This window comes from Mucilaginibacter phenanthrenivorans (assembly GCF_024721155.1).
In the GTDB taxonomy this organism is placed as follows: Bacteria; Bacteroidota; Bacteroidia; order Sphingobacteriales; family Sphingobacteriaceae; genus Mucilaginibacter; species Mucilaginibacter phenanthrenivorans.
Window position 1 is genome coordinate 252,568 of record NZ_JAHVAP010000007.1, and the last position, 26,408, is coordinate 278,975.

Annotated in this window: 20 protein-coding genes and 1 riboswitch; of the genes, 10 read left to right on the forward strand and 10 right to left on the reverse strand. The window is 43.9% G+C overall.

Annotation, left to right across the window (positions count from 1 at the left end; translation table 11 throughout):
* Positions 1 to 78 precede the first annotated feature (78 nt).
* The gene (gene der, locus KXD93_RS18515; RefSeq protein WP_258138833.1) at positions 79 to 1,380 is read left to right on the forward strand and encodes a ribosome biogenesis GTPase Der; all 1,302 of its coding nucleotides are present in this window, start codon (positions 79 to 81) and stop codon (positions 1,378 to 1,380) included.
* 97 nt (positions 1,381 to 1,477) lie between these two features.
* Here the strand turns inward: der and KXD93_RS18520 are convergent, their stop codons facing one another.
* Positions 1,478 to 3,073 carry a S41 family peptidase gene (locus KXD93_RS18520; protein ID WP_258138834.1) on the reverse strand — a complete coding sequence of 532 codons (1,596 nt, stop codon included), beginning with the start codon at positions 3,071 to 3,073 and terminating at the stop codon, positions 1,478 to 1,480.
* Positions 3,074 to 3,274: 201 nt separating this feature from the next.
* Here KXD93_RS18520 and murQ point away from each other — a divergent pair, with 201 nt between their 5' ends.
* Together murQ and KXD93_RS18530 are read left to right on the forward strand one after the other, a co-directional pair.
* Entirely contained in the window at positions 3,275 to 4,081 is an 807-nt protein-coding gene (gene murQ, locus KXD93_RS18525; protein ID WP_258138835.1) for an N-acetylmuramic acid 6-phosphate etherase, read from the forward strand.
* A gap of 169 nt (positions 4,082 to 4,250) precedes the next feature.
* Entirely contained in the window at positions 4,251 to 4,817 is a 567-nt protein-coding gene (locus KXD93_RS18530) for a hypothetical protein (protein WP_258138837.1), read from the forward strand.
* A gap of 112 nt (positions 4,818 to 4,929) precedes the next feature.
* Here KXD93_RS18530 and KXD93_RS18535 read toward each other — a convergent pair whose 3' ends face one another.
* Positions 4,930 to 5,601: a DUF6624 domain-containing protein gene (locus KXD93_RS18535; protein WP_258138838.1), complete on the reverse strand. Its 672-nt coding sequence runs from the start codon at positions 5,599 to 5,601 to the stop codon at positions 4,930 to 4,932.
* Between the two features lie 140 nt (positions 5,602 to 5,741).
* Between KXD93_RS18535 and KXD93_RS18540 the strand changes: the two genes are divergently transcribed.
* From KXD93_RS18540 to metF, 3 genes are all read left to right on the forward strand, one after another.
* Complete coding sequence (locus KXD93_RS18540) at positions 5,742 to 6,473, forward strand: Bax inhibitor-1/YccA family protein (protein ID WP_258138839.1); 732 nt, start codon at positions 5,742 to 5,744, stop codon at positions 6,471 to 6,473.
* A gap of 174 nt (positions 6,474 to 6,647) precedes the next feature.
* A riboswitch (SAM riboswitch) is annotated at positions 6,648 to 6,755 on the forward strand.
* A gap of 162 nt (positions 6,756 to 6,917) precedes the next feature.
* Complete coding sequence (metH, locus tag KXD93_RS18545) at positions 6,918 to 10,607, forward strand: methionine synthase (RefSeq protein WP_258138840.1); 3,690 nt, start codon at positions 6,918 to 6,920, stop codon at positions 10,605 to 10,607.
* A gap of 159 nt (positions 10,608 to 10,766) precedes the next feature.
* A complete protein-coding gene (gene metF, locus KXD93_RS18550) occupies positions 10,767 to 11,720 on the forward strand; it encodes a methylenetetrahydrofolate reductase [NAD(P)H] (RefSeq protein WP_258138842.1) in 954 nt (317 codons plus the stop codon).
* Positions 11,721 to 12,148: 428 nt separating this feature from the next.
* Here metF and KXD93_RS18555 read toward each other — a convergent pair whose 3' ends face one another.
* The gene (locus tag KXD93_RS18555; RefSeq protein WP_258138843.1) at positions 12,149 to 14,227 is read right to left on the reverse strand and encodes a M13 family metallopeptidase; all 2,079 of its coding nucleotides are present in this window, start codon (positions 14,225 to 14,227) and stop codon (positions 12,149 to 12,151) included.
* A 428-nt stretch (positions 14,228 to 14,655) separates the two neighbouring features.
* On the opposite strand from KXD93_RS18555, the gene KXD93_RS18560 reads away from it, so the two are divergent.
* Both KXD93_RS18560 and KXD93_RS18565 read left to right on the forward strand, forming a co-directional pair.
* The gene (locus tag KXD93_RS18560; protein WP_258138844.1) at positions 14,656 to 17,295 is read left to right on the forward strand and encodes a valine--tRNA ligase; all 2,640 of its coding nucleotides are present in this window, start codon (positions 14,656 to 14,658) and stop codon (positions 17,293 to 17,295) included.
* Between the two features lie 112 nt (positions 17,296 to 17,407).
* Positions 17,408 to 19,225, forward strand: a complete 1,818-nt coding sequence (locus KXD93_RS18565) for an ATP-binding protein (protein ID WP_258138845.1) — start codon at positions 17,408 to 17,410, stop codon at positions 19,223 to 19,225.
* On the opposite strand, the gene KXD93_RS18570 is transcribed toward KXD93_RS18565, so the two are convergent.
* A complete protein-coding gene (locus KXD93_RS18570; protein ID WP_258138846.1) occupies positions 19,210 to 19,668 on the reverse strand; it encodes a type I restriction enzyme HsdR N-terminal domain-containing protein in 459 nt (152 codons plus the stop codon). The genes KXD93_RS18565 and KXD93_RS18570 overlap by 16 nt on opposite strands.
* A 137-nt stretch (positions 19,669 to 19,805) precedes the next feature.
* Between KXD93_RS18570 and holA the strand changes: the two genes are divergently transcribed.
* Both holA and KXD93_RS18580 read left to right on the forward strand, forming a co-directional pair.
* Positions 19,806 to 20,828 carry a DNA polymerase III subunit delta gene (holA, locus tag KXD93_RS18575; protein WP_258138847.1) on the forward strand — a complete coding sequence of 341 codons (1,023 nt, stop codon included), beginning with the start codon at positions 19,806 to 19,808 and terminating at the stop codon, positions 20,826 to 20,828.
* 298 nt (positions 20,829 to 21,126) lie between these two features.
* Positions 21,127 to 21,825, forward strand: a complete 699-nt coding sequence (locus KXD93_RS18580) for a hypothetical protein (RefSeq protein WP_258138848.1) — start codon at positions 21,127 to 21,129, stop codon at positions 21,823 to 21,825.
* Positions 21,826 to 21,841: 16 nt separating this feature from the next.
* On the opposite strand, the gene KXD93_RS18585 is transcribed toward KXD93_RS18580, so the two are convergent.
* The 6 genes from KXD93_RS18585 to KXD93_RS18610 form a co-directional block, all read right to left on the reverse strand.
* Positions 21,842 to 22,450, reverse strand: a complete 609-nt coding sequence (locus KXD93_RS18585) for a M949_RS01915 family surface polysaccharide biosynthesis protein (RefSeq protein ID WP_258138849.1) — start codon at positions 22,448 to 22,450, stop codon at positions 21,842 to 21,844.
* Positions 22,451 to 22,530: 80 nt separating this feature from the next.
* The gene (locus KXD93_RS18590; RefSeq protein ID WP_258138850.1) at positions 22,531 to 22,953 is read right to left on the reverse strand and encodes a hypothetical protein; all 423 of its coding nucleotides are present in this window, start codon (positions 22,951 to 22,953) and stop codon (positions 22,531 to 22,533) included.
* 34 nt (positions 22,954 to 22,987) lie between these two features.
* A complete protein-coding gene (locus KXD93_RS18595; protein WP_258138852.1) occupies positions 22,988 to 23,413 on the reverse strand; it encodes a VCBS domain-containing protein in 426 nt (141 codons plus the stop codon).
* A gap of 149 nt (positions 23,414 to 23,562) precedes the next feature.
* The gene (locus tag KXD93_RS18600) at positions 23,563 to 23,952 is read right to left on the reverse strand and encodes a hypothetical protein (RefSeq protein ID WP_258138853.1); all 390 of its coding nucleotides are present in this window, start codon (positions 23,950 to 23,952) and stop codon (positions 23,563 to 23,565) included.
* Between the two features lie 380 nt (positions 23,953 to 24,332).
* A complete protein-coding gene (locus tag KXD93_RS18605) occupies positions 24,333 to 25,025 on the reverse strand; it encodes an OmpW/AlkL family protein (RefSeq protein ID WP_258138854.1) in 693 nt (230 codons plus the stop codon).
* A 143-nt stretch (positions 25,026 to 25,168) separates the two neighbouring features.
* A complete protein-coding gene (locus tag KXD93_RS18610; protein WP_258138855.1) occupies positions 25,169 to 26,353 on the reverse strand; it encodes a hypothetical protein in 1,185 nt (394 codons plus the stop codon).
* Positions 26,354 to 26,408 lie beyond the last annotated feature (55 nt).

Sequence of the window (26,408 nt, forward strand, 5' to 3'; positions counted from 1 at the left end):
GAATTAAGCAAATAGATTAAGATTGCGTAATGCAGCTATCTTGATTCTTGACTCTTGATTCTTGAATCTAATAATAAAATGAGCAATATAGTAGCCATAGTGGGCCGGCCCAACGTAGGCAAATCAACTTTATATAACCGTTTAACCGAAACCCGCAAGGCCATCGTCGACGATTTTAGCGGTGTAACCCGCGACAGGCATTACGGTGTTTCTGAATGGATCGGTCGCCAGTTTACGGTGATTGATACAGGTGGTTATGTAGCCAATTCTGCCGATGTTTTTGAAGCCGCCATTCGTGAGCAGGTAATTATTGCCATTGAAGAGGCAACCGTTATATTGTTTATGGTTGACGTTACCACCGGCATTACCGATCTGGATGATGAAATAGCAACACTATTACGCAAGGGTAAAAAGCCTGTATTTGTGGTGGTGAACAAGCTGGATAATAACCAGCAATTAGCTGACTCGATGGTGTTTTACAGCCTGGGCTTAGGCGAACTTTATAACATTTCGTCGATGACCGGTTCAGGAACCGGTGAGTTACTTGATGAAGTGGTTAAGCATTTTGATGATGAGCCTATTGAAGAAAATACGCTGCCAAAATATGCTATCATCGGCCGCCCGAATGTTGGTAAATCATCTATTATCAATTCGTTGATTGGCAAGGACCGTAACATTGTAACGCCGATTGCCGGTACCACCCGCGATTCCATTCATATCCATTATAACCAGTACGGTCATGATTTTATGCTGATCGATACTGCCGGGATGCGTAAGAAAACCAAGGTTAAGGAGAATATCGAATTTTATTCTGTAATGCGTACCATTAAGGCATTGGAAGAAGCTGATGTTGTGATCCTGATGATAGATGCCGTTGAAGGAATTGAATCGCAGGATATCAATATCTTCCACCTGGCCGAAAAGAATAAAAAGGGTGTGGTGATCGTAGTTAATAAGTGGGATTTGATCGAAAAAAACAACAAGACCATTAAAGTTTTTGAAGAGCAGATCCGCGATAAAATAGCGCCATTTACCGATGTGCCTATTGTATTCACATCTGTTACAGAAAAGCAAAGGGTGTTAAAGGTGATCGAAACAGCAAATGACGTTTACCAAAATAAGATCAGGAAAATCCCTACCTCCAAGTTAAATGAAATAATGCTGCCAATTATCGAGGCTTATCCGCCGCCATCGATAAAAGGCAAATACGTTAAGATAAAATACATCACACAAATTGCGGGAACATCACCGATGTTTGCCTTCTTCTGTAACTTACCTCAGTACGTTAAAGAGCCTTATTATCGCTTTATAGAAAATAAGATCAGGGAGAACTTTAACTTCAACGGAGCACCCGTACAAGTTTGGTTTAGACAGAAATAGGGAGATGATGTGCGAATGTGCGGATATGAAAATGTGCGGATGAGTAAATTTGTTAGGCTTTTCAATTCGCACATCTGCACATCAAAAATCCGCACATTTACCTCACCGCTTCCACAGCTTTCGCAAGTGTCATATCGTCACTATTAATGGCTTCATAATAGGCATTGGCGCCCCACTTAAAGCGGGCAGCCACGGCTTTGAGCATTGTTTTTATTGTAGGTTTGGAGATTAGCAGTTCGTGTGAGTCCATCTCCTTTACAGTTTGAGATGCATAAAGGATAAAATTGTCAACCTCATTATCGCTAACGGTATATTGCTTCATAAATGCATCTGCGGAGTTGAATTTATTCAACTGCGGCTGCAGCTTATCAATTGTGTAGGCAGTAAACTGTTGCTGATCGGTTAGTTGCTGTAATAGTTCTGTATTCCCAGTTGTATCAGCAGGTACAAAAATATCAGGCATAATGCCGCCGCCGCTAAAGACTTTACGTCCGTTTGCCGTATGATAAGGCGATGGTTTTTTGAAAATGCTGTCGTCCAGGTTACTTTGCGCGGAGAAAAATTCGCCCTTGCGCATCCTTTCAGAAATTTCATGGTGATAGTTGTCGATACCCCCCCGATATGATTTTTGGATAGATCTTCCTGACGGCGTGTAGTACCTGGCTATGGTTAAATTTACTGCTGATCCGTCATCAAAGCTAAATTGTTGCTGCACCAGGCCTTTTCCAAACGACCTGCGGCCAACTATTACGGCACGGTCAAGGTCCTGCAATGCGCCGGCCAGAATCTCACTGGCAGAAGCGGAATATTCGTCAATTATAACAGCTAATTTACCATCCTGGAAATTGCCGGAGTCTGTTGCGAAATAGTCCCTGCGTTCTTCGTGGATTCCCTGGGTATAAACTATGAGTTTTCCCTTTTTTAGAAATTCATCGGCAAGGGCAGTAGCGGTGGTTAAATAACCGCCGCCATTCTCACGCAGATCAAGCACCAGCTTCTGCATTCCTGCGATTTTTAGCTTTTTCAAGGCTTCGCGAAAGTCGGTATCGGTAGTTAATGCGAACTTGCTGATCTTTATATAGCCCACATCCGGAGCGGCCATATACGATGCATCGAGGCTGCTGGTGTTAACATAGCCACGTTTTAAGGTATACAGCTTTTTGGCGGTTGAGTTTGGCGCTGCAACAGCAAGCAACAATGCCGAATCCATGCTACCCCGCAGTGTTTTATTTACAAGCGGTATGGTGAGCTTTGTGCCAGAGAACTTTTTATTATTTACATCGATGATCCTGTCGCCGGTAACCAGGCCAGCATTTGCTGCTGGTCCGCCGGCGTACACCTGTGTAATTACCAATGTGTCGCGAAGTAACTGATACTCTAAACCTATTCCGTTGAAACCGCCGGCTAAGCCTTCATTCAATGTGGTTGCCTTTTGTTCAGGGAGATAAAGAGAATGCGGGTCGAGGTTTTGCAGCATGCTATTAACGGTAACGCCTTCAACGCTATCGACATTCACAGAATCTACATAATTTTGTTTGACAAGCGAAAGTACCTTGGAGATCTTGTCGTTCTCCATCATTGGGATGCCCAGGCTGCGGCTCATCAAACTATGGTTACTGATCACCACGCCGATAAAAATACCCAGCAAAACCAATACCATCGTCCTGAAAATTACACCTGCAGCCCTTTTCATATTTTAATATGGTACAAATTTACAAAATTGTTGCTAAGTATAGTGGTTTAGTATACATTGTGTGAGCCATTATTTTGTAATAATTATTTGGCTAAAAGCGGTTTAAACATCTATTAAAGTCATTTTATTGGTATGATGTCATGATAGCCGAACAACTCTCAATATTTTTCCTCAATTTTGCTAAAAAAACAGCCGATCTGCATGGAAAGAACGACCGAGAAAGATTCGCACTATAACAACCTGGAGCAAATGCCGCTGCCTGAAATCCTTAGAAATATAAATAAAGAGGATCAAAGTGTGCCATTGGCTGTTGAAAAGGCGATTCCGCAAATTGAGGCGCTTGTAAAGATTACTGCCGAAAAAATGAAGGCCGGTGGTCGTTTGTTTTACATAGGCGCCGGAACAAGCGGCAGGTTAGGCGTGGTTGATGCTTCGGAGTGCCCGCCAACATTTGGAGTGCCGTTTGATGAAGTGGTTGGTATAATAGCAGGAGGTGATTTTGCCATCCGCAAGGCTGTTGAATTTGCCGAGGATAACACCGAACAGGCCTGGATAGACCTGGAGGAATTTAATATTAATAATAAGGATGTATTGGTAGGCATAGCAGCATCAGGCACAACGCCCTATGTGATAGGTGGCTTACAAAAGGCAAACGCAAATAATATTACCACGGGCTGTATTGTGTGTAATGCAGGCAGCCCGGTTGCAGCGGAGGCCAAATACCCGGTTGAGGTAATAACCGGGCCGGAGTTTTTAACCGGCTCAACCCGCATGAAGGCAGGTACAGCGCAGAAGCTGGTTTTAAATATGCTGAGTACCAGCGTCATGATCCGGCTTGGCAGGGTCAAGGGGAATAAAATGGTTGATATGCAGTTAAGCAACCATAAGCTGGTTGACCGCGGCACCCACATGGTGATGAGTGAAACCGGCCTGGATGAACAGACTGCTGCTGAACTGCTGAAAAAATATGGCAGCGTGAGAAAGGCAGTGGAAAATAGCGGGATATGATGTGCGGATGCGTGGATATGCGGATGTGCGAATTGAAAAATGATGTGCAGATGCGTGGATATGCAAATGTGCGAATGAGTATTAAATAGGGTTGGTTAAATAATAGGGACATGCTTTGTTGCCGGATGTGAGGCTTAATTCGCACATCCGCACATTCGGAATTAAGATTATGCACGAGATAGAACCATATTATAAGTGGCGTGACGATTACGTGGCAGCGGAAGATGAATATTCGCCCTTTTATGCTACGCAGTATAGCGAATTTGAATTTGATAAGCAGGTGTACAATTACCTGCTGCACCCGCAGTGGGATTCGTTCGGTTCAAATACGCTGTATATGAAGGTGCTGTTTGTTGATTACGAAAAGGGATACAGCATTATTGAATTTATAGGGGAGTGGAACGATGCGATCAACAACGATATCATGCTGATGAAGCGCGAGATCCTGGAGCTAATGATCGATAACGGCATCAATCATTTTATCCTGATCGGAGAGAACGTGCTGAATTTTCATTCATCCGACGATTGCTACTACGAGGAATGGTTCCAGGATGTGGAGGATGGCTGGATAGCAGGCATCAACTTTAGAGATCACGTAATAGACGAGTTTAAGCGCAACAACATCGATTATTACATCAATTTCGGCGGCGTGCTTGACGATTTGGCCTGGCGGACATTAAAACCTATCCAGGTGTTCAAAAAGGTGGAAGAACAACTGACGAGGAGATTGAATTAGTTGACTAGAGATTAGTTAATTAGAGATCAGGAAAAAGCGAACCGGCTTAAATCGACTAATCGAATCACCTATCGTTAATTTTTCAACTAATCTCTGGCCTCTAATTAACTAATCACTGCAATCGCGCTGCCTTCTCAATTTCAGGCAGATCCTTTTTATATTCCTCCACATCCCAATTCAGACTGAATAATTTTGCATAATCAGCTATTGGCTGCAGGCCCATCGTTTTGCGTTTTTCGTCAACGTGGTCGGGATCGGCAATGGGATAGAAGCACATTTTGCCGGTTGTTTTGTTTCTGAAAAGCTGGCTGCCATAAATTTGATTCCGTCCTTCGCGCATAGCAACACGGTCTTCCAGCAATGCCAGATTACTGGACAAGGTTTTGCCGTCTTTAACCGCGGTTCTGATCATAGGCAGGTATTTTTGCTGCGTGGCAAGGTCGGCATGCTGGATTACTAAAAATAAAGCCTGGCTGCCGTTCATGCCTACATCCTGCGGACCGAGCCATCCGTATTTATCAATAATTGCGGTTACCTTAATTAAGTCGCGGGTATCATTTTCACGAACAACCTTCATAGCCGAATCGGTCTGCGCGCCACTTGCCTTGGTTTTCGACAGGTCCTGAGCTCTGTATCTTGCGCCCTGGTCATCCTTGTAAATGGTATCTAGCACCAGCATTAAAGGTTTATTTAGTTTGGCGCTGTCGATGCTAAAGGTATTAACCTGGGCAAATGATGCGGAGGCAATAAAAAGCAGGGCGGTGAATGTAAAAAAGGCTTTCATAGTAGGTTTGTAATTTTTTGTTCAGATCAAATAAAACGGGCAATGCTTCCGTTAATTGTTAAACTAAACTTTTTCTTCAATTGCATGTCTAAATCTCAATTCAATAACTAAATTTGAATAATAAATTTTTTAAATTAAAAATGGAAAATAACAGATCAACTGACGTTTATAATAACGTTATACAAATTAATGAAACAGATACTTCACGTAAGTTTTTAGCTAATGTATTCATGTGGATGTTTGTGGCATTGGGTGTATCTGCATTATGTGCTTATATATTCGCGAATGACACATCTTTGATGCGCATGATGGTTAATGAAGAAACCCGCCAGTTATCTGGCTTCGCTTACCTTGTAATGTTTGCACCTCTTGCATTTGTGCTTTTAATGCGGTTTGGCTTGAACCGAATTTCATACCCTGTACTTGCCCTTTTATTTGTTGCTTATGCAGCAGTAACCGGTATTAGCCTAAGTTTTATATTACTTGCTTTTACTGCATCATCAGTTTTGGGCGTGTTTTTAACGTCATCGGTAGTGTTCGGTGTAATGGCAATTGCCGGTTATACAACTAAGCAGGACTTAACAAAATTTGGTTCAATTTTAATCATGTTTCTTATCGGAATCGTTGTAGCATCATTGGTTAATATGTTTCTACACAGTTCAGGCCTTGATATGCTTATTAGCTATATAGGTGTTGCGGTATTTGTTGGCTTAACTGCTTACGACGTTCAAAAACTAAAACAAATCGGCGCCGGTTTGACCTATGGTGATGCTACTGCATCAAAAATGGCATTGATGGGCGGCTTAACCCTTTATCTTGATTTTATCAACCTGTTCCTTTTCTTATTGCGTTTATTCGGAAGAAGGAGATAATAACTGCATTCTTTATAAAAAAGCTGCCTGCAAACACAGGCAGCTTTTTTTGTTTACGGTAATTTTTTCTTGCCTCTTGATTCTTACTTTTCTGATTCTATTTCCCCTGTCATTTCTTATCCTATGACAACTAAAATCTATTGCAAAATGCCTGTTTATTCTGCATCTTTGTGGTGCTTATGGAGAAAGACGGAGGGATAGACCCTGCGATGTCTTAGCAACCTGTACTTACAAGGTGCTACATTCTACCCGGCAGCCAAACGGCCCCGGGAAAGATAAGCGAAAGTCAAATAACACCCGACTTTTCGAGATAAGCTTTTAGTTTTTTTGATTGCACTGATTAGAGATGATTACACCGATAGCTGCACTTGTGCTGGATAAATCGACGAAATACAAATCAATAATCGGTGAAATCAAAATCAAATAATCGGTGAAATCATTATAATGGATATTAGAAAAGAATTAGAAAAACGAATCCTGGTTATTGACGGGGCAATGGGTACCATGATCCAGCGGTATCAATTAACCGAGGCCGATTTCCGTGGTGAACGTTTTCGTGAGCATACTTCCGATTTGCAGGGCAATAATGACCTGCTGAATATTACCCGCCCGGATATCATCAAAGCTATTCACGCTGAATATTTGGATGCAGGTGCTGATATTATTGAAACAAATACCTTTAGCACGCAGCGCATTTCGCTGGCAGATTATGCACTTGAAGAGCTGGCTTATGAGCTAAGCTACGAAGGTGCCCGCATTGCCCGCGAGGTTGCTGATGAATACAATATAAAAAATCCGGCGAAGCCGCGCTTTGTGGCAGGTGCTGTTGGGCCTACAAACCGTACTGCTTCTTTATCGCCGGACGTTAATGACCCGGGTTATCGTGCTGTTACATTCGATGATCTTGCTGGAGCTTATTACGACCAGGTTAGGGGATTAGTGGACGGTGGCTCTGATATGCTGTTGGTTGAAACTATATTTGATACGCTGAATGCAAAGGCTGCTTTGTTTGCGATAAACCGTTATGCAAATGAATCAGGCAAACATTTGCCGATCATGATCTCCGGTACTATTACTGATGCTTCGGGTCGTACCTTATCAGGACAAACCGTTGAAGCATTTTGGGATTCGGTTAGTCACGCCAATTTACTATCAGTTGGGTTGAATTGTGCTTTGGGAGCAAAGGAAATGCGGCCGCACATCCAGGAATTGTCTGAAAAGGCCAACGTATATATTTCAGCTTATCCGAATGCGGGCTTACCGAATGAGTTTGGCCAGTATGATGAAACCGCACATGAAACTGCGCACCAGGTTGATGACTTTATAAAAAACGGCCTGGTGAATATAGTTGGCGGATGCTGTGGGACTACACCTGAACACATTAAATGTATTGCTGAGAAAGCCGCCAAGTATCCGCCACGCCTGATCCCGGACATTGAGCCGTTCATGAGGCTAAGCGGACTGGAAGCTGTTACCATCACGCCCGAAAGCATCTTCGTAAACGTGGGTGAGCGTACCAATATCACAGGTTCGCCTAAATTTTCAAAGCTGATTTTGGCCGAGGATTACGAAGCCGCTTTAACGGTTGCCCGTCAGCAGGTAGAAGGCGGTGCGCAGGTGATCGACATCAACATGGATGAGGGAATGATCGATTCTGAAGCCGTGATGGTGAAGTTTTTGAACCTTGTTGCTTCTGAACCCGATATTGCCAAGCTGCCCATTATGATAGATTCGTCAAAATGGTCGGTTATCGAGGCTGGTTTGAAATGTATCCAGGGTAAGGGGATTGTAAACTCTATCTCGCTAAAGGAAGGCGAGGAAAAGTTTAAGGAGCAGGCACGTAAGATCTTGAGCTATGGTGCGGCTACCGTGGTAATGGCATTTGATGAAACCGGCCAGGCCGATTCGTTACAGCGCAGGACTGAGATCTGTAAGCGATCATATGATATATTGGTGAACGAGGTAGGTTTTCCACCTCAGGACATCATCTTCGACCCCAATATTTTAACAGTAGCTACCGGACTTGAAGAACATAACAACTATGCAGTTGACTTTATTGAAGCTACCCGCTGGATCAAACAAAACCTGCCGTATGCTAAAGTTAGCGGCGGGGTAAGTAATATTTCATTCTCGTTCCGCGGTAACAACACCGTGCGCGAAGCAATGCACTCTGCGTTTCTTTACCACGCTATAAAGGCTGGAATGGATATGGGGATTGTAAACGCAGGGATGCTGGAAGTTTACCAGGAGATCCCAAAGGATCTATTGGAATTAGTGGAAGATGTTTTATTGAACCGTCGTCCGGATGCCACTGAACGTTTGGTTGAATTTGCCGATACCATAAAAAGTAAGGGCAAGGTAATTGAGCGCGACGAGGAATGGCGCAAGGGAACCGTGCAGGAGCGTTTATCGCACGCATTGGTAAAAGGTATCATTGAATACCTTGATGATGATGTTGAGGAAGCAAGGCAAGCCTACGCCAAGCCACTGGAAGTGATCGAAGGACCATTAATGGACGGTATGAACATAGTAGGGGACCTTTTTGGTGCGGGCAAGATGTTTTTGCCGCAGGTGGTAAAATCTGCCCGTGTAATGAAAAAGGCGGTTGCCTACCTGCTGCCATTCATTGAGCTGGAGAAGCAGCGTGTTATTGATGCCGGGGAGGATTCAAGCGGGAGCAGGGCAAACGCAGGTAAGATCCTGATGGCGACCGTTAAGGGTGATGTGCATGATATAGGTAAAAATATAGTAGGCGTTGTATTGGCTTGTAATAACTTCGAGGTGATAGACCTTGGCGTGATGGTGCCGGCGCAACGCATTATCGAAGAAGCTAAAAAACAAAACGTAGATATAATAGGGCTAAGCGGGTTGATCACGCCATCGCTTGATGAAATGGTTCATTTTGCTAAGGAAATGGAGCGTGAAGGGTTTACTATTCCTTTGATCATTGGTGGGGCGACAACATCCCGGATCCATGCCGCGGTGAAAGTGGCGCCTAACTATTCGGGGGCTGCCATTCATGTGCTGGATGCTTCGCGAAGTGTTACTGTGTGCAGCAGTTTGATGAGCAAGGATAATAGGGATGCTTATATCAACGGGATAAAGGATGAATACGCCAAGGCACGCGAGGCGCATTTGAACAAACGCTCTGATAAGCGTTTTGTATCTATTGATCAGGCCAGGAAGGAAAAGTTCCAGATCAGTTTGGATGGCGATGTGGCACAGAAGCCGACGTTTACCGGAACAAAAGTATTGGAAGATTATCCCATGGAGGAACTGTTGCCTTATATTGACTGGACGCCGTTTTTCCATACCTGGGAACTGCGCGGCAGTTATCCGAAGATCTTTGCCGATAAGTTTGTGGGCGATGAAGCAAAAAAACTTTTTGATGATGCGCAGGTATTGTTAAAAAGAATAGTTGACGATAAGTTGCTACATGCAAACGGCGTGATCGGTTTCTGGCCGGCCAACAGCGTAGGTGATGATATCGAATTGTACACTGACGAAACCCGCAAAACATTGCTAACCCGTATTCACACCTTACGCCAGCAGGCTGAAAAGGTTAAAGGTGATCCATATTATGCGCTGTCGGATTTCATCGCTACAAAAGAAAGCGGCGTACCTGATTATTTTGGCGGATTTGCTGTAACCACAGGGATCGGCTGCGACGAGTTGGTTGCTGAATTCGAAGCTGATCATGACGATTACAACAGCATTATGGCTAAAGCCTTGGCCGACCGTTTAGCAGAAGCCTTCGCCGAAAAAATGCATGAGCTGGTACGTAAGGAATATTGGGGTTACTCAAAAGGTGAACAACTGAGCACCGATGACCTGATAAAGGAAGAATACCAGGGCATCCGCCCGGCGCCGGGTTATCCCGCCTGTCCGGATCATACGGAAAAAACTACCTTGTTTGAAATATTGCAGGCAGAAGATAACGCACAAATGCACCTCACCGAAAGCCTGGCCATGACGCCGGCAGCGTCTGTAAGCGGATTTTATTTTGCACATCCGCAGGCAAGGTACTTTGGATTAGGGAAGATTAGCAAGGATCAGGTTGAAGATTATGCAAAAAGAAAAAATATGGATTTGGGAACAGCCGAAAGGTGGCTGGGACCTAATATAAACTACTAAAAAATCTGTCATTGCGAGGAGGAACGACGAAGCAACCTCGTAGCTATGCATGACAGCAATGCATTGGCGTTAATGCACGGCGACGAGGTTGCCGCGCTACGCTCGCAATGACATGTTATATAAAACGCTCTTAAATATTTGACCCGGACAGGATCACAAATGAAAATAACAGAACACATACAAAACGCAAAAGGCAAAACCCTTTTTTCATTCGAACTTTTACCGCCGGTTAAGGGGCAAAGCATCCAGGGGATTTATGATGCTATTGATCCGCTGATGGAGTTTAATCCGCCATTTATTGATGTAACCTATCATCGGGAGGATTATATTTATAAGCAACATGAAAACGGTTTGCTTGAAAAGGTAGCTTACCGTAAGCGCCCCGGGACAGTGGCTATTTGCGCGGCCATCATGAACCGGTACAAGGTTGATGCCGTGCCGCACCTGATCTGTGGTGGTTTTACCAAAGAGGAAACCGAAAATGCGTTGATCGACCTACAGTTTTTAGGCATCGATAACGTGTTGGTTTTGCGCGGCGATGCCCGGCATGCAGATACCTCGTTTATCCCAACTCCCGGCGGACATTCGTATGCCACTGATCTGTTACAGCAGGTTGTCGACATGAACAACGGTAAGTACCTGTATGAGGATCATGAGGTGGTAAACGCTAATTTTTGCATCGGCGTTGCCGGATATCCTGAAAAGCACTTTGAGGCCCCAAACCTTAAAACTGACTTTAAATACCTGAAACAAAAGGTAGATATGGGCGCCGAATTCATAGTTACACAGATGTTTTTTGATAATAGCAAATATGTTGAGTTTGTGAAGCAATGTCGTGAAAACGGAATCAATGTGCCGATCATTCCGGGTTTAAAGCCGATCACCTCGTCCAAACAACTCATCAACCTGCCAAAGATCTTTCATATTGATATTCCGGAAGATTTGAGCGACGCGGTTCATAATTGTAAATCGGAAAAGGAAGTAAGGGAAGTTGGAATAGAGTGGATGATCAACCAATGTAAGGAACTGGTAACTGTTGGAGCGCCTGTGTTGCATTTTTATACCATGAGCAATCCCGGGCCAACGAAAAGGATTGCAGAAGCGATATTTTAGGGGAGTCCGAAAGTCCGAAAGTCCGAAAGTCCGAAAGTCCGAAAGTCCGAAAGTCCGAAAGTCCGAAAGTCCGAAAGTCCGAAAGTCCGAAAGTCCGAAAGTCCGAAAGTCCGAAAGTCCGAAGCACATTATGTTAACTCCGGATAATTCTTAATAGAAGATTTGCGAAGTTTGAAAAACTTCGCAAATCTAGTCCACCAACCCCGTGGCTGTGTCCCCACAGCCACTTCCGGAATGCCATGTGGTGAGACCAATGCCGGTATAAAGGTTCCTGAAATCATTTTATCCTATAAATTTTAGTTCAAACCATAAGCATAGGCCGGCTGTGAGGACACAGCCGGAGGGGAAGGGAGAATGAAAAAACAAAAAAGCCCGCTTTTCAGCAGGCCTTTCCTATGGTCTATCGTCCATGGACTATGGTCCAAAAATTACCAAACCTTTGTCCTGTCCTCCGGCTTTTTATACATTTTATCGCCCGGTTTAACACCAAACGCCTTATACCACGCATCAATATTAGTGAGCGGTGCATCAGTACGATATTGTTCCGGCGAGTGCGGATCGGTTAAGATGCGCTGAGCCGCAGCCTCAGGGCGTTGTGAGCTTCTCCAAACCTGTGCCCATGACAGGAAGAAACGCTGATCGGGCGTGAAGCCATCAATTTTTGTGTTTGATTTGCCTTCCTTAGTTTTCTTGAACGCCGCGTAGGCAACATTTAATCCACCAAGATCTGCAAGGTTTTCGCCTAAGGTTAACTTACCATTCACGTGGATGGTATCAACAACGGTAAACTGGTTGTATTGATTTACCACCTGGTCGGCGCGGATTTTAAACTTATCAGCATCGTCCTTTGTCCACCAATCGCGCAGGGTGCCATCAGCATCGTATTGGCGGCCCTGGTCGTCAAATCCGTGCGTCATTTCGTGGCCGATTACCGCGCCTATACCGCCGTAATTAACGGCATCATCTGCACCAAAATCAAAGAATGGGAACTGGAGGATCCCCGCAGGGAAAACAATCTCGTTATTGGTTGGGCTGTAGTAAGCGTTAACTGTCGGCGGACTCATGCCCCAGCGAGTTTTGTCAACTGGCTTACCTAACTGACTTACATTGTAATTATATCTCCATTGCGAAATACGACGCAAGTTGCCGGAATAATCGCCTCTTTCAATCTCCAAACCGGCGTAGTCCTGCCATTTATCAGGATAGCCTATTTTAACCGTAAATGCAGCCAGTTTTTTCAAGGCACGGGCTTTTGTTTCCGGGCTCATCCATGTTAAGCCCTGGATGCGTTCGCCTAAGGTAACTTTCAGGTTATTCACCAGGCTCGCCATGTATGCCTTGGCGGCAGGTGTGAAATATTTTTCTACATAGATCTGTCCAAGTAATTCACCAAGGCTGCCGTCAACCAGGCCCGACATGCGCTCATCGCGCGGTGCCTGTACCTTTTGGCCACTCAAAGCAGCGCTGAAATCAAAGCTTGCCTTAACAAATGGTGAACTAAGCGACGATGCAGATCCTTTTAAAACGTTCCATTCCAGGTAGGTTTTCCAATCAGCAATAGGTGTTGCTGCTAACTGGGCATCCAGGGCCTTATAAAATTCAGGCGAGGAAACGATAACGGTATCTTGCCCGGTGATTTTCATCAACGGTAATAACTGCGCCCAGTTTAAATGCGGGGTAAGCTTACCAAAATCCGTTACAGACAGTTTGTTGTAGGTTTTATTCGGGTCGCGCATGGCAACCCGGCTTAGTTGTGCCTTAGCAATCGCGGTTTCAATGGTGAATATCGTTTCTGCATTTTTTGCGGCATCAGCATCGCTTGCACCCGTCAGCTTATATAATGAAATGATGTATTGCTTGTAAGCAGCCTGGATCTTTTTGGTACGTGCGTCATCCTTTAAATAATTATCGCGGTCAGGTAAACTGGTGCCGCCCTGGCCAAAGCTTACGATGTTAACTGTGGGATGCTTTGAATCCTGGCCTACGCCAAAACCAAACAGGGGACTGCCTACACCATTTGTGCGTTGGTAAACCGCTTCTTTTATTACACCATCGAGGTCGGATACCTTGGCAACGCGTTCCAGGTCAGGTTTTATTGGATCATATCCTTGTTTTTCTATTGTAAGGCTATCCATCCCGCTGGCATAAAGATCGCCAACACGTTGCCTCAAACTGCCTTTTGGTTCACGGGGTGTTTTGCTTACATCGTTCAGGATGCCAAGTAGTTTTTTGGTATTTTCCTCGTGAAGAATCCCGAAACTTCCCCAACGGGTTTCCTTTGCGGGGATAGCGTTGTTTTTTACCCAGCTACCATCAGCGTATTCAAAAAAATCGTCACCGGGCTTTACGGAGAGATCCATGTTGGCAGGATCGATATATTTTTTGAGGTCTAATTTAACTTGGGGAGACTTTGACTTGTCCTTAGTTTTTACCCCAACCTGGGCGGAAGCGCCCATAGACAGGCAGAGCATACCCATCAGCATAAAATTGTTTATGTTTTGTTTCATATCAGTTACTGAAAACTAAAGTTAATAAAATTAGGAAGCAAGCCTGCAAACAGGCATTAGGGGACGCTAACGATTAAACCACTTTACTAAGAACGACGAGCGTGCTTTTTTAAGCATTTCCAGCAGAAAACGGTGTAAGGGCAGTGTTTTGATGGACATGGGGGCCTTTTTAGATTAAACTTTTTAATTGTAAAAATATTGTGATGGAAGGAAGTTCATGGTTGATAGTTCATGGTTCATAGTAAAATAGGCAGAGTTCATGGTTCATGGTTCATGGTTCATGGTTCATGGATCATGGAAAAAAAGCGATTGGGTGTAATTTTCTCTGAAGATTTTTTACGGAAGATGATCGCTAAAGACCAATTCCACTACAAAAAACCATGAACCATGAACCATGATCCATGAACTATTCTTAAATTTGCAGCCTTATGAATATTTCTAAAACATACCTGCCCAAAGAAGCTGAAGAAAAGTGGTACAGTTACTGGTTAAAGCACGATTTTTTTAAATCGGTGCCTGACGAACGCGAGCCTTACACCATTGTAATCCCTCCGCCAAACGTCACCGGGGTGCTGCACATGGGGCATATGTTGAACAATACCATACAGGATGTATTGATCCGTCGTGCCCGCATGAAGGGTAAAAACGCCTGCTGGGTACCTGGTACCGACCATGCCAGTATTGCTACTGAGGCAAAGGTTGTTGCCATGCTAAAGGAACGCGGGATCGGTAAAAAGGACCTTACCCGCCCCGAATTTTTGGCCTACGCCTGGGAATGGAAGGAAAAATACGGCGGTATCATCCTTGATCAGCTTAAAAAATTAGGCGCATCTTGTGATTGGGATCGTACGCGATTTACCATGGAGGATGATCTTTCGGAAGCCGTAATTGATACTTTTATACACTTTTACAAAAAAGGCTTGATCTACCGTGGTGTACGCATGGTAAATTGGGATCCGCAGGGAAAAACTGCGGTGAGTGATGAAGAAGTTATCCGCAAGGAAGTTAATCAGAAGCTTTATTATATCAAATACAATGTAGTAGGTGAGGGCTCAAATACTGAGTTCCTTACTATTGCTACCACCCGTCCTGAAACTATCATGGCTGATGCAGCAATCTGTATCAATCCTAATGACGAGCGCTACTTTCATTTACACGGTAAAAAGGTGTTGATCCCGCTTATTAACAGGGAGATCCCCGTTATATTGGACGAGTATGTTACCATGGATTTTGGTACCGGCTGCTTAAAGGTAACGCCTGCGCATGATCTGAATGACTACGAACTCGGCCAGAAACATAACCTGCCAGTTATCGATATTTTAAACGATGACGGCACGCTGAATGAAAAGGCACAGATCTTAGTAGGCGAGGACCGTTTTGCTGCCCGTAAAAAAATCGCCGTTTTGCTTGAAGCTGATGGTTATTTAGATAAAGTTGAAGACTACAAATCACAGATAGGTTTTTCAGAACGGACCGATGCAGTTATTGAACCAAAGCTTTCTATGCAATGGTTTTGCAAGATGGACGAAATGGCCAAACCTGCACTGGATTACGTGCTGAAGGGCGATATAAAATTGATTCCCGAAAAATTCACCAATACCTACCGCCATTGGATGGAGAATGTAAAGGATTGGTGTATCAGTCGCCAGTTATGGTGGGGGCAGCAAATCCCGGCGTGGTATTTACCAAACGGGCAGTTTGTTATTGCTAAAACTGCGGAGGAAGCGCTTGAACTTGCAAACGCATCGACTCCGGGCTCCGGACTTACGACTTTAGACTTAAAACAGGACGAGGACGTACTAGACACCTGGTTTTCGTCATGGTTATGGCCGATCTCGGTATTTGACGGATTTAAAGATCCGAACAATGCCGATATCAACTATTACTACCCAACAAACGACCTGGTTACAGCTCCTGAGATCCTTTTCTTCTGGGTGGCCAGGATGATTATGGCCGGTCACGAATTCAGGGGCGAGGCTCCGTTTAAAAACGTTTACTTAACCGGTATTGTTAGAGATAAGCTTGGTCGCAAGATGTCTAAGTCCCTGGGTAATTCGCCTGATCCGCTGGAACTGATCGAGAAGTTCGGGGCCGATGGCGTTAGGGTAGGTATGCTGCTTTGCTCGCCTGCCGGTAACGACCTGATGTTTGATGAAAGCTATTGCGAACAAGGGCGCAATTTCGCCAACAAGATCTGGAATGCATTTAAGCTGATAAAAGGCTGGGAGGTTGATGAGAACCTTGTAAACCCTAACGAAGTTGCCATAGAATGGTTCGACAGCAGGTTTAACCAGGCTTTAACAGAGATAGAGAGTAACTTTGAGCAGTTCCGCCTTTCGGAAGCTTTAATGGCTACTTATAAGCTGGTTTGGGACGATTTCTGTGCGTGGTACCTGGAGATGATCAAGCCGGTTTACCAACATCCTATCGACAGGGAAACTTATGATAAAACCATTGCGTTTTTCGAAAATATCCTGAAGATCCTGCATCCTTTTATGCCATTTATTACTGAAGAACTATGGCATGATGAGTTGTTTGGCGACCGCTCAGAATTGGATTGCTGCATCGTTGCCCAATTACCAAAATATGGGCAAATAAATACCCGGCTATTGGATGATATTGAAATTGTAAAACAAATTATCACGCAGGTTAGGAATATTCGCAACGCAAAACAAATCTCTCCAAAAGAAAAACTGGACCTTTCGGTTAAGGCAAACTCTGAGGTTGCTTACAACTTGTACGGATTAATTATAACTAAACTTGGGAACATCAGCACCTTTGGTTTTACTACCGATAAGCTGGCACAAGCTGCAGGGTTTATGGTCTCAACTGATGAGTTTTACGTGCCGCTGGAGGAAAGTATTGACCCTGTTGCTGAGTGTGAAAAACTAAATAAGGAGAAGGATTATTTAACCGGATTCTTAAAGGCTGTTAACTCTAAGTTAGGAAATGAACGCTTCATGGCTAACGCAAAACCAGAGATTATTGAGGTTGAGTTAAAGAAGAAGGCCGATGCAGAAGCTAAACTAAAAATACTGGAGGAGAACCTCGCGGCTTTGGCTTGTTAATTGCATATATGCTTGCGATAAATTATTGGGAGCAGGGGGTTTAACTTTTTTTTAGACCCCTTGTTATTCCTGATTTTTATGAGCAACTTTAACAGCTAAGTGCCAATTCTTAATGAGCAAGGACGCCGGTTTTTTTAATTTTTCATTAGCCAAGATACTTTCTGATAGCCAGTCCATTCTTGATCAGGCACGCATCCGCTTACTTTATTATGGCTTTTACATCATATTTGTTGCGGCCTTCGGCTTGTTTCTTAGTGTCTACCTGCAGCATTTAACATTACTTACTACTACTTCCGGTATAGTACTTATTTGTATTGCGGCTTTATTCAAGTACCTTACATGGGCGCCCCGATGGCGGCGGGTATCACATGCGCTATTGCTTATGGCTACCCTGGTTAACCTGAGCAATGTTTTTATAGTAATTCAAAAGGTTGATATCATTACCATACAGGTGATTTTGATGGTGATTTTGTTCGGCTATTATATGTTGGGCCAGCGCGTAGGCCTCCTGTATTCGCTTATCAATATTATTCCGGTACTGGTATTTTATGTGCTAAACTACAACGAAAGTTACTTTATAGCCCTGAAGCCCGAACAGGTGGATCAAAGCACGATAATCATTAGCATGTTCGCTAATTTTATCATCATTATATATATCCACAGCCATTTTTATAGCGCGTTTATTAAGAATATAAAACAGCTAAAAGAAACCGGCCAGGAACAGGCCATCCTGAACAGTAAGCTGGAATATGCGATCGAAAAAGCCGAGAAATCGTCACAGATAAAATCGGAATTTTTGGCCACTATGTCGCACGAGATCCGAACGCCGCTGAACGCAATAGTTGGGATGAGCAACGTAATGATAATGGCTAACCCCCGTGATGACCAACGGGAAAACCTCAACGTATTAAAATCCTCCGCTAATAATTTACAATCGATAGTGAATGACGTGCTCGATTTTAATAAGATAGAGGCGGGGAAGGTGATGTTTGAAAATGTGAAGTTTAACCTGGTTGACCTGCTGCAGAACATGTGCGCGGCGCAACGCCTGAAGGCAGAGGAAAAGGGGCTTAAATTTGCCCTGAAAATTGATCCCACCCTTAACAACCGGGTTCTTTTTGGCGATCCTACCCGCCTGAACCAGATATTATTTAACCTGGTTAGCAATGCCATAAAGTTCACGAGCACCGGCAGTATTTATGTGAAGGCTTTCTGTTACGAGAATCAAAATTCAAAAGTGAGGGTAACCTTTACCGTAAAGGATACCGGTATCGGGATCGATAAAAGCAATCTTGAAAGCATTTTTGAACCCTTTACCCAGGAATCAATTACCACCACCCGCCAATATGGAGGCACGGGTATGGGCCTTGCCATTGTAAAGCGTTTACTGGCATTGCAGGGGCTGCATATGCATGTATCAAGTAAGGTAGGTGAAGGCTCCGAATTTTCATTTAACATGGAATTTGCCGTGTCATCATCAAATATTAACGAGATTGGGGAGAACCACCCGTCGTTAAAAAATACAGAGATGCTGAGCAATCTTAATATGTTAATTGCTGAAGATAACCCTGTGAATGTATTGTTGATGAGGAAACTGCTTTCCAGGTGGAAAATTAAGCCAACTATAGCTGATAACGGCGAACACGCCATAGAAATTTTTAAAAGCGGCAGTTTTGATATTATTTTAATGGACCTGCAGATGCCCGTTATGAACGGTTTTGATGCTGCAATTCAAATAAGAAAATTGCCTGATATGAAAAAAGCCAATGTTCCTATCATTGCCCTAACTGCTGCCGCCTTGCTTGACATTGAAGAGCAAATTTTTAATGCCGGCATGAATGATTATGTATCCAAACCATTTAAGCCGGAAGAACTGATGGAAAAGATCCAGAACCTGGTTTTTGCCGGCGCTGGTCAGCGCGTATCGTAGGCTGGCAACTCCTCAATAAATTTATAATCCTTTTTGTCAAAATCTATCAGGCAAAAATAATGTTGCAGGCCATTTGTAACAGCAAGCAGCTTTACCTTATGAACCATATTATACCGGGCAATTTGGTCGAACGTTTTTTGATCGATGGGTACAGAGGGCGCCTTGCATTCAACTAATAGTATTTTCTCGCCTGCCGGGTTATAAACCACGATATCCGTGCGCTTGGCCATTCCGTGAAGTTTGTGGCCGCCCTCCAGCTTTATCAAGGTTTTAGGATATTTTTTTTGATTTATAAGGTATTGAACAAAATGCTGGCGTACCCATTCCTCGGGGGTAATAATGATCTCCCTTTTCCGGATCACATCAAACAAAGTTAACTGGCCGTTATGGTCGTTTATTTTGAATGGGTATGGTGGAAGATTAAGCGGCAACAGCAGTTCCATATCGCGAAAATGGAAATTTATCGGGGGGAATCCTAATGTTTGTCAGTGAGGAATGAATAGGTAGTTGTGAATGTTAATGATCTGCTAGTTATTCGCCCACTCACCATTCACCAAAAATCCTTATTTTGCCCCTTGAAATGACGGCGACAGATATCATAAAAGATCTTAAGAATAAAAAGTATAAACCCTTGTATTTGCTGCATGGGGAGGAACCTTATTTTATTGATTTGGTGGGGGAGTTTGTGGAGCGTAAACTTTTATCGGAGGCTGAGAAGGGCTTTAACCAAACAGTTTTATACGGTAAGGATACGGATATAATGACTGTACTAAACGCTTCAAAGCGTTACCCAATGATGGCCGACTACCAGGTGGTGCTGGTAAAGGAGGCGCAGGATATGAAATGGGGAAGCGATGATGCCGATAAGAAGAGCATGAACCCACTGCTTAGTTACCTGGAAAACCCGCTGCCGAGTACCATCCTTGTTTTTTGTTACAAGTACGGGAAGTTTGATAAGCGCAAAAAGACTTACAAGGCCATTGAAAAGAACGGGCTCATTTTTGAGTCGGCGGCTTTGTACGATAGTAAGATTCCGGCGTGGATAGAGGGTTTTATTGCGGATAAGGGCTATAAGATAAATCCGCAAGCCTCCCTTATGCTGGCTGAATACCTCGGTAACGACCTTTCCAAGATCAGCAACGAGCTTGAAAAGCTGATGCTGAATGTACAGGCGGGGCAGGAGATCACCCTGAAGCATATCCATGATAACATAGGCATCAGCAAGGAATATAATGTGTTTGAACTGCAGGCCGCGCTTGGCAGAAAGGACGCATTCAAGGCAAACCAGATCATCAATTATTTTGAGGCGAATCCAAAGTCGAACCCGATAGTGCTGGTTTTGGGGAATTTGAATAATTTTTTCAGCAAGGTACTTACCTATCACTATGTAAAGGATAAGTCGCCGGGGAATTTGGCGAGGGAACTGGGGGTGAGTCCGTATTTTATAAAGGACTATGAACAGGCTGCCCGCAGCTATAACTATGGCAAAACCATGCAGATCATCAGCTACCTTCGCGAGTACGACCTCAAAAGCAAAGGCGTGGATTCAATGACCGATCATGGCGGACTGATGAAAGAACTGGTGTTTAAGATTTTGCATTGAGATTTACCTTTTGAGACGTAGAAAGATGTCATTAAGTCAAGCTTTTTAGCCCTCCTTGTGCACAGCAAAGGGAGGGCAGGTCCAGCGAAGCGTCGACCGGGTGGGTAAATCTGCTCACGATGTTCACGCAATTGCATTGGCGCCAATGCACGGCGGTTTTACTCACCCCGCCGACGCTGCGCTGGGCGACCCTCTCTGCTCCGCAAAGAGGGTGAAAAAGAGAAATGGACTTAACTTAGTGATATTGCACGTAGACGCGATGCATCGCGTCTACCATTTATTTAATTAAATCAATCACATGGAAAACTTAGAAAAGCAGGTTAAAATATTAAAGATCTACGCTATTGTACTCACACTGGTGGTAATAGGATTTATAGCCTATTCTATCAGCTTAAACAGCGGTCATTATAAGGAAATAACTGCCGAACGCATAAACATCGTCGAGAAGACAGGAAGGCTGCGCATGGTGATCAGTAACAAGGAACGGCAACATCCCGGCCGGATGGACGATAAGGACCTGCCAACCCGCGATCGCCCCGCAGGCATGATATTTTTCAACGATGATGGCGATGAGGACGGCGGCCTGGTTTACGATGGCAATAAAAACGGCGCCAGCATGACTTATTCTTTTGATCAGTATAAAAATGACCAGATCATGCAGCTGCAATACGACCAGGAAAAGGATCAAGGAAAAATGGTAAGGAGCTATGGTTTGAATATGTGGGACAGGAAGGATGAATTTACTCTCAGCAAACAACTTGCTTATTATGATTCATTGCAAAAGCTGAATGATACAGTTGCTTTTAAGGCAGGCATAGCGAAACTCAAAGCAGCCGGTAATACTCATCAGCGGCTGTTTGTAGGCAAAAATACAAAAGGCGAAGTAGGTTTGTTTTTAAATGATGCCAATGGCAAGCCCAGGCTCAATATCTACATAAATAAAGATAACCAGCCGGTTATAGAAACTTTGAACGAAAAGGGAGAGGTGGTAAAGTAAACTTCTGTTATGCAGATTATTCCATCAAGTTCTTTTTCCAAAGCCGCTCTGCGTATTGGCGAAAAGGTTCCGGGCCACTGATAAACGCAGGATCGAAAGTGTATTTACCGCCCATGTAATCGGTAGCTGAAATCTTTGCTTTGCTAGTACCCCGCATGGCATATTTTTTATCTGCCTCGTGCATAATTACCTTCATTTCGCCTGGACTAACATCTCCATGGCAAACCGTTCGGTACATCAGCCATATCTCCGCCTTACCATCTTTGTTCAGATCTGTAATGGCAAAGGTATTGGGTACGTAACTGGCCTCAAGGTCAACCGGACAGTCATTAACAAAATCATAGGTTTGCCAGGTAAGCTTGAATTCGCTGCCATTAACCTTATAGTGATAAGCATATAATGCAGCACTACGGAAATCTTCGTCCCCTTTTGATTTGGTTATACCTGTTTCGGTTGTAATAAGCAAGTGTTCGCCATCACCATCAATAAACTTTACAGCGTCTATAACGTGCCCTGTGTATTTTATCAATTTAGGTAAGGTGTTTTTATCAAGCTTAACAATAGTGATTTGAGCGGTTACATTGTAGCTAATAAAAAGAAGTGCTACTGCAATAGTTAGTTTCATTCGGTTTGAAGGTTGAGATTTCAAACCAAATATAACCGAAAAACTTGCGAAGTCTTCAAGACTTCGCAAGTTTTAGGTCGCTATCCCTTCTCTGTAAACTTATCAGCGGTAATCCTTACCCTGTCGTCGGTACGTTCGTCCATTTGGAATATGAGGGTAACCTTTCCGTCCTTGCCTTCAAGGGTTAAAGTCACGGGCATGTCGTTCCCATCATGCTGGGCCACGCCGTGGATAACTGTCTTCCCTTCTTTAAACGGCACTGTCCAATTGCAGGTGTTTGATTTAATAATGGCTTTTATTTTAGGGTCGCCGTCAACTGAAACATTTACTTCGGTTTTGCTGATTTCCAGGATCACAGCTTCAGTAACCGTTCTGATCAAGGCTCCGCCGGCGTCGATATGATCTGTTTTTGATGAGGTAAGCACTGCGGTTTTATCGCACTGTGCAAGGGCGGCAACACTTATGGAAGCCAGTAATACAAGGGTTAAGAGGATCTTTTTCATTTGTTGTGATGATTATTTTGTTTAATAATGATGATTAAGCCTTCTCCGTGAATTTGTCAATGTAAACCCTAACCTTGTCGCCCGGCTCGCCTTCCATCTCGAAGAAAAGGGTAACCTTTCCGTCCTTGCCCTCAATGGTTATGGTTACCTGCTTTTCAGCGCCATCGTCGTTGGTAACGGTTGCGTGTACCACAGATTTTCCAACCTTAAATGGTGTTGTCCAGTTGCAGGTATTGTCCTTAACGTTGCCACTAAAGATCTTGCGATCATTAACGGTAATGTCCAGCATGGTTTTGCTCAGTTCGATGGTAGCGTTTTCGTCAACGGTGCGGGTAATGGCACCGGCCTCGTCCAGGTGTTCGGTTTTCGAAGAGCTAAGCACCACGCTTTTATCGCATTGCGCAAATGTTGCCGCGCTGAGGCCGATCAGTATTGATAATGTAAGAATGATTTTTTTCATATTATAATTAGTGAATTAGTGAATTAGTGAATTAGTGAATTAGTGAATTAGTGAGTGGTGAATCAGTGAGTGAGGAAATTCAGGATCAGTCCAATATTCCGCCATTTCTTTCGGACTTCCGGACTTTTCCGACTTTCGGACTTTCCTCTTCACCTCCCCTTCAGGATCTTCGCCACGCCATCGCACATCTTTTTGATGCGCAGGAACGAGGCGGTAGAGTTTTTTCTTTTATCGATCTCGACTTTTAGTTCTCCGGGCGATTCTTTGATGTAGAAATCGGTGCCGTCTTTAAGGGTGGTAGTTACGTTAAAGTTGTCGCTTGTTGATCTGAAAATGCCGTTTGGGCGCATGCTGTCGTTCATAAAATCCTGCACCTTGCCGGTGGTGTTTTCATTGAAGGATGCCTTAAAGGTGTAGGTATCATCCGTGTCGGAAACCGCGATGGAGATGTCGTCGTTGTTGTGTTCAAGTTTTGCCCAGCCAACAAAAATGCTTAATGCAAGGAGGCAAAAGGCTGCAATAAAAAAGCTTGTTTTCATATTATTACGTTTAGGGTGAATGATCTGTATTGGCATTATGCTTATCGTATAACACAAAGATATATGTTTAATACAGTAATATGCAATACATAGTTCTATCTAAATATCGATATATTTGTTAATTTGTTGATAATGAGTTGTATAATTTTATTCAGTATCGTCAGATTAGCGAATTTAGGTAGTAAATCGGTGGGAATAGGGCCCTTTAAAAGCTCCTTGATGAGAAAAAAAATGATTTGTTGTCTTTTTTTGTAGATAAAATGAGTTAAGCTAAATAAACGGCAAGCGCACTAACTAACATTTAAGGTAAGCGAAAATTTGATATTTACAAAAAAAGCCGCATACCTTAATATGCAGCTTTTTTTGTGGCTTGTTGCGACTTATTTGATCCTGTAACCTACGCCGAAACCTATAACCCAGGGGTTTATTTTTACCGATGCCGGGATGTTTGCCAAAACAGGCGCCAGCTCTGGTGATGATGCAGGCGTTAAGTTGGCAGCGTTAACTGTTACGTTGGTTTTTAGCCATATTTTTTTTACGTCGATGTTTAAGAAAAACTTCTTGTCTAAATTAATGTCTGTACCCAACTGTGTGGCAAAGCCAAAGTGATTTTTATAGCTCACACTGTTTACAACCGGTCCCGGATCGCCGCTGTAAAAGAAGGTGTAATTAACACCGGTACCAATATATGGTTTAATGATGCCGGTAGTAGGCAGGTGATACTGAAGCGTTAGGGTAGGAGGCAGCAACCATTTTTTCCCCAACGGTACATTGGCAGATGTGCTGCCGCCAATTGCCGACAGGTTTGATGATGTGGTGCTAACAGTATGGCGCGTTGTGGCCAGGATCAGCTCGGCAGAAAAGTTGTTGGCAAAAAAGTAAGTGAAATCAAGTTCGGGAACAACCGTGTTGTCGATTTTTACACCGCCCCCGATCACGCCGATCGTGGCGCTTTCCTGCGGAACAACGTCAATGGCGCGGAGACGGATGTCTAATTCGTGTTTTTGCTGCGCAAAGCAGGTGGCGGTAGTAATTAATACTAAAGTAAAGGATGATAGAATAAGCTTTTTCATAAAATTTGTATTTATGCCGCAAATCTATCCCCTAATGTTTTGACCGCATTTGACCGCTAACACGTTGTCAGCTGATGTGTATCATTGTTTACACCTGGTGTGTTTGTTACTTTTCGGATTTTTAAAATTTGTTTTTGTGCAGCCTACGAATCGCCTTTATATTTCACCCCAAACAATTTATTGGGTTTCAAATAGATAAAGTCATTTTTTAGATCGAGGACCATGTTGAAGCGTTTGAGGGCGCCGTTGCCGAAGAAGTTGAGCGTGTTTTCTACCTTGATCTTGCTGCTTAACACAATGGTTGGGATGTTGGTTAGCGTTAAGCCGTTGAGCTTCAGCACCGGGGCAATCACCGTTTTGGTCTCGTATTTACCGCCGTCGGCATCGCGGATGGAGGCGGTTTTGATCACCTTTAAATTGGTGGGGAAGTTTTGTTTGGCGGCCCATTCACCGTTTAAAATAACAGCTTCGGCCGAGCCATTGTCCATGATGAAGCCGCCGGTGTATTGTTTGCCCGCTATCTCAAAGGTGGCGTTGATGTAAGGATCGAAACGGGTGAAGCCCAATTTTGCTTTGGTGTAGCTTTTTAAACCCTTTGGCAATTGTGAGTGGATGATCATCAGGCTTTTGTCGTAATCAAGCTCGATGATTTTATCGTTGAACACGGTCCAGCCGATGCGGCCGTCCATACCCTCGGCGGCTAAGTTGGTGGCCGAAACAGGCGGATCATTCCAAATCATATTGCCTATTTGCAGCTTAAATATCTTTGTAAGCTTGTTGTAGTTTGGCTCGGCTTTGCCTGCCAGGGCATCGGGCTGGTTAGCCAGTAGCTTTTTTTTAAGGATGGCTTCCTTAGTGATATGAAAATCGAAGGAGCTGATATCAAAATGCATGTTCAGCGTATCGGTATTGTTGATAACGCCTTTTACATGGATGGCGTTGGCAGCAGTAAGTTCGAAAGGGATGGTATCGTTGATAACCCGGTTTCTTTTCAGCGGATCTTCCGGCGGGAAGGAGCTGGCAATTTGTGTATAGCAGGAATCCTTGCCGTTCAGCAGGATCACGAAGTTAAACCTGGTGCCCGGCTTTACCTTTACCCTGATGGAATCGAGATCGGTATAAAAGGTAACCCATTTTGTTTTGCGGGTCCTGCCGGCGGTGTAAACATCAGGCCTGGCGCCCGGCGAAAGCGACCATGCATTTTTATCCAGCACACCGCCATCGTTAATGGCTACCTTTTTGGAGGTTGCTTTGATGATTGGCAGGTTTGTTTGGGCGAAGAGGGATTGGGTGAGGATAAGGGTGATTAGGAGTGGGAGGTATTTCATGGGTTTTTGTTTGGTGTTATAGTATAGGCTTTGGAGATACAGAAGTAAGTTTATT